We start from the raw sequence: 4,902 nt of genomic DNA on the forward strand, positions 1-4,902 counted from the left end.
GCGTCCCGGCGGTTCTCCAACGAGTAGAGTTCCGCCGCGAGCGTCTCGTTCCCGGCGCGCAGTTCGGCGTTGAGGCGCTTCTGCGCCGCAAGCTGGGCTTCGAGCTCACGGAGTCGATCCCAACTCGTGCGCCCGGCCCAGAGCTGCCACTGCAGCACGGCGATGCCCGCCGCCAAAAGAACGATGAAGAACCGCGTCAAGGGCGTCTCCTCCTTGAATCCTCAATCAGCCGCGGATCGAGTAGAAGGCGGCGCGGCCGGGGTAGACGGCGACTTCGCCCAGGCCCTCTTCGATGCGAAGGAGCTGGTTGTACTTCGCCATGCGGTCGGAGCGGCTCATCGAACCCGTCTTGATCTGACCGGCGTTCAAGCCCACCGCGATGTCCGCGATCGTGCTGTCTTCCGTTTCGCCCGAGCGGTGCGAGACGACGGCGGTGTAGCCGGCGCGCTTCGCCATTTCGATCGCTTCGAACGTCTCCGTCAACGTGCCGATCTGGTTCACCTTGATGAGGATCGAGTTGGCGACGCCCTTCTCGATGCCTTCCTTGAGGATGGCGGGGTTGGTGACGAAGAGGTCGTCGCCCACCAACTGGACGCGCTTGCCGAGGGCATCCGTCAACTTCTTCCAGCCTTCCCAGTCGCCTTCGGCCATGCCGTCTTCGATCGAGATGATCGGGTAGCGGTCGCACCAGCCGGCAAGCACCTCGATCCACTGTTCGGCCGTAAGACGCGCGCCGGAGGACTTCTTCATGACGTAGCAGCCGTCCTCAAAGAATTCCGAGCTCGCGCAGTCGAGACCGAGCGCAATGTCCTTCCCCGGTTCGTAGCCCGCGGCACGGATCGCTTCGAGGATGAGTTCGATGGCTTCCTCGTGCGATTCGCACTTCGGCGCGAAGCCGCCTTCGTCGCCCACGGCGGTCGACATGCCGCGGCCGTTGATGATCTTCTTCAAGGCGTGGAACGTTTCCGCACCGTAGCGGAGCGCTTCACGGAAGGACGGGGCCCCGACCGGGATGATCATGAATTCCTGGAGGTCGAGGTTGTTGTTGGCGTGCGCGCCCCCGTTGATGACGTTCATCATCGGGACGGGCATCTGCACGGCGCCCATGCCGCCGAAGTAGCGGTAGAGCGGGAGGCCCGCTTCGGCGGCCGAGGCGCGCGCGACCGCCATCGAGACGGCGAGCATGGCGTTGGCGCCCAGGCGGCTCTTGTTTTCCGTGCCGTCCAACTGAATCATCAGGCGGTCGATCTGGGCCTGGTCGCTCGCTTCGAGACCGATCAGCGCGTCGGCGATTTCGCCTTCGACGTTGCCGACGGCCTTCAAGACGCCCTTCCCGAGGTAGCGGGACTTGTCGCCGTCGCGCAGTTCGATCGCTTCGCGCACGCCCGTCGAGGCGCCCGAGGGCACGGCGGCGCGGCCGGTCGCGCCGCTTTCGAGCCAGACTTCGGCTTCAACGGTGGGATTGCCGCGGCTGTCGAGAACTTCACGGCCGATGATGTCAATGATGGCGCTCATGAGATTTTCCTTGAGGGCAGTAAAGATGTGAAATTCGCGAAGGACCCCGCCGGGGATCCTTCGCGACTGAAGCATTAGGCGAAGTCGTTTTCCAGAAGCGGACGCGACTTGACGACGCGGTCGAGCTCGAGAAGGCTCTCCAACAACCCCTTCATCTTGTCGAGGGGCACCGCGTTCGGGCCGTCCGAGAGGGCGCAGGCCGGGTTCGGGTGCGTTTCCATGAAGAGGCCCGAGACGCCCGCCGCGACCGCGGCGCGCGCGAGCACGGGCACGAACTGGCGCTGGCCGCCCGAGCACGTGCCGTTCCCGCCCGGGAGCTGCACGGAGTGCGTCGCGTCGAAGACGACGGGGCAGCCCGTTTCACGCATGATCGCGAGCGAGCGCATGTCGGAGACGAGGTTCCCGTAGCCGAACGAAGCCCCGCGTTCGCACACCATGAAGCGGTCTTCCGAGAGCCCGGCTTCGCGCGCGGCTTCGCGGGCCTTGGCGACGACGTTCGCCATGTCGCCGGGAGCCAGGAACTGGCCCTTCTTGATGTTGACGGGAAGGCCCGAGACGGCGCAGGCGCGGATGAAGTCCGTCTGGCGGCAAAGGAACGCGGGCGTCTGCAGGATGTCGACCACCTTCGCGACGACGGGGACTTCCTCCGTCGTGTGGACGTCGGTGATGACGGGGACGCCCACCTTTTCGCGCACGGTCGCGAGGATCCTCAGGCCCTCGTCCATGCCGAGGCCGCGGAAGCTCTTCCCGGAGGTGCGGTTCGCCTTGTCGTAGCTCGCCTTGAAGACGTAGTTGATGCCGAGCTCGTCGGTGATCGCCTTCATCGTCCCGGCGATGTCGACGGCCATCTGTTCGCCTTCGATCACGCAGGGACCGGCGAGGAGAAAGAACGGGCGGTCGAGGCCCGCCTCAAAACCACAGAGCTGCACGTTGCGGCCCTCCCATGGTGTGCGGGGTCCGTATCAGCCGCGGCGTCCGGCTTCCCGGGCGCGGCGCTTCCCCCGCTGGATTTTGTAAAGGGCGGCGCAAAGCCTTGCGCCGCCCTGCGGATGCGTCCCACGAGGGGCGCTTCTCAAAGCGCCCCGGAAGGCCTGATCTTATCAGGCGTTCTTTTCTTCGTGCTTCGCGATCGCGGCTTCGACGTACGCCTTGAAGAGCGGATGGCCGAAGCGCGGGGTCGAGGTGAATTCCGGATGGAACTGCACCGCGAAGAAGAAGGGATGGCCCGGGAGCTCCATCATTTCGGGGAGGTGCTCGGAGGGCGTGCGCGCCGAAATGACGAGTCCCTTCTCTTCGTACTGCGCGAGGTAGGCGTTGTTCACTTCGTAGCGGTGACGGTGGCGTTCCGCGACGACGTCGCCGTAGATGCGGTGGGCGAGCGTGCCGGCCTTGACCGGAACTTCCTGACGGCCCAGACGCATCGTGCCGCCGAGGTCGCTCTCTTCGTCACGCTTCTGCACTTCGCCCGTGCGGTCCTTCCACTCGGTGATGAGGGCGACGACGGGGTGCGGCGTGCCGGGGTCGAGCTCGGTCGAGTTGGCGCCGCCAAGACCGCAGACGTGGCGGGCGAATTCGACGATCGCCATCTGCATGCCGAGGCAGATCCCGAGGAACGGAATCTTGTTTTCGCGGGCGAATTCGATCGCCTTGATCATGCCTTCCGTGCCGCGCTTGCCGAAGCCGCCCGGAACGAGGATGGCGTCGAGGCCTTCCAAAACCGCCGTGCCTTCCTCTTCGATGCGGGTGGCGTCGATCAGCTTCGTGCGGACCTTCGTTTCCGTGTGGATGCCGGCGTGGATGAGCGCTTCGTTCAGCGACTTGTAGCTGTCGGCGTACTCGACGTACTTCCCGACCATGCCGATCGTGATTTCGCGCTTCGGGTTCTTGATGCGCTCGACGATCTGCTCCCAGGCGGAGAGGTCCGCGGGCGCGGTTTCGAGGCCCAACTTCTTGCAGACCAATTCGTCCAGCTTCTGGGCGTGGAGCATCAGCGGCACTTCGTAGATGGTCGAAGCGTCCGCGACGCTGATCACGCAGTCCATCGGCACGTTCGAGAAGAGCGAGATCTTGGCGCGTTCGCCTTCGGGGATCATGCGCTCGGCGCGGCAAAGCAACATGTCCGGGTAGACGCCTTCTTCGCGGAGCTTCTGCACGGAGTGCTGCGTGGGCTTCGTCTTGAGTTCCCCGGCGGACGGGATCCACGGGCAGAGCGTCAGATGGATGAAGCACGTGTTGTTGCGGCCGACGCGGAAGGACATCTGGCGGACGGCTTCGACGAACGGGAGCGATTCGATGTCGCCCACCGTGCCGCCGATTTCGACGACGCAGACGTCGGGCTTGCCGTCGTGGGCGCTCGCGGCGCCGCGCTGGATGAATTCCTGAATTTCGTTCGTGATGTGCGGGATCACCTGGACGGTCTTGCCGAGGTATTCGCCGCGGCGTTCCTTGCGGAGCACGCTTTCGTAGATCTGGCCCGACGTGAAGTTGTTGGGCTTGTGCATCTTCGCCGTGATGAAGCGCTCATAGTGACCGAGGTCGAGGTCGGTCTCGGCGCCGTCTTCCGTCACGAAAACCTCACCGTGCTGGAAGGGCGACATCGTACCCGGGTCGACGTTGATGTACGGATCAAGCTTGATCATCGTGACCTTGAGCCCACGGGACTCAAGGATGGCCGCCAAAGAAGCGGCGGCGATGCCCTTGCCCAAGGAAGAGACAACGCCGCCGGTCACAAATACGTACTTGGTCATGTGATTACCAACCCAGTGTGTGAGGATCCACGAAAACGAAAAACGGGCATTATAACCACGCAGAAGGCGGCGCCCGAAGTTTGCGACATTCTAATGAAAAGGCTTCCCGAGGTGAACCCGGGAAGCCTCTTTTCGAGACGGGTTTTGAGCGGGGCGAAAGCCTCACACCAACGTGCGGCCGAGGTCCTTCGCGAGCGTCTCGCCGTCGGGCGCTTCGCGCACGCCCGAGAACGTGCGGCAGACCTCGCAGTCCTTCTCGCTCCCTCTGAAATCCCACTCGGGCTGCACCGTCACGTGGTCGATCCCGAAGCGCTCGTGAAGCCCCGCGCGGATGACGTCCAGAATCTTCGGCCAGCATTCCGGCGACTCGATCCGCACGTGGCACTGAATGGCGCCGTGCCCCGGGCTCATCGTCCAGACGTGAAGGTCGTGCACGCGCCGCACGCCCGGCACCGCTTCAAGAAACCGCCCCACGTCGTCGAAGCGCACGCCCTCGGGCACGCTGTCCAGCATCACGCGGCAGGCGTCCCGCAGGATCCCGTAGGTGGCGTGAAGCAGGAGCACCCCCACCAGCATCGAGAGGATCGGGTCGACGATCGCGGGGCCGCCCATCCAGATCACCGCACCGGCGATGATCGCC

Annotated in this window: 5 protein-coding genes; all 5 read right to left on the reverse strand. The window is 64.6% G+C overall.

What is annotated here, in order from left to right; translation table 11 throughout:
* A partial coding sequence (locus HMPREF9440_RS11925; protein WP_008542220.1) for a septum formation initiator family protein occupies positions 1-200 on the reverse strand: 200 nt, incomplete at its 3' end.
* Between the two features lie 25 nt (positions 201-225).
* A complete protein-coding gene (gene eno / locus HMPREF9440_RS05335; RefSeq protein ID WP_040763880.1) occupies positions 226-1,515 on the reverse strand; it encodes a phosphopyruvate hydratase in 1,290 nt (429 codons plus the stop codon).
* A gap of 74 nt (positions 1,516-1,589) precedes the next feature.
* Positions 1,590-2,444: a 3-deoxy-8-phosphooctulonate synthase gene (kdsA, locus tag HMPREF9440_RS05340; RefSeq protein WP_008542222.1), complete on the reverse strand. Its 855-nt coding sequence runs from the start codon at positions 2,442-2,444 to the stop codon at positions 1,590-1,592.
* A gap of 171 nt (positions 2,445-2,615) precedes the next feature.
* On the reverse strand, positions 2,616-4,262 hold the full coding sequence (locus tag HMPREF9440_RS05345) for a CTP synthase (RefSeq protein WP_008542223.1): 1,647 nt from the start codon (positions 4,260-4,262) through the stop codon (positions 2,616-2,618).
* Positions 4,263-4,424: 162 nt separating this feature from the next.
* Positions 4,425-4,902 (reverse strand): cation diffusion facilitator family transporter (locus HMPREF9440_RS11930; RefSeq protein ID WP_245523574.1); only part of this gene is annotated, 478 nt, incomplete at its 5' end.

This window comes from Sutterella parvirubra YIT 11816 (assembly GCF_000250875.1).
Classification (GTDB): domain Bacteria; phylum Pseudomonadota; class Gammaproteobacteria; order Burkholderiales; family Burkholderiaceae_F; genus Sutterella; species Sutterella parvirubra.

Bases quoted from the DNA above. Each gene is read 5' to 3' on its own strand.
- eno (WP_040763880.1), bottom strand. From the start codon at position 1,515: ATGAGCGCCATCATTGACATCATCGGCCGTGAAGTTCTCGACAGCCGC.
- HMPREF9440_RS05345 (WP_008542223.1), bottom strand. From the start codon at position 4,262: ATGACCAAGTACGTATTTGTGACCGGCGGCGTTGTCTCTTCCTTGGGC.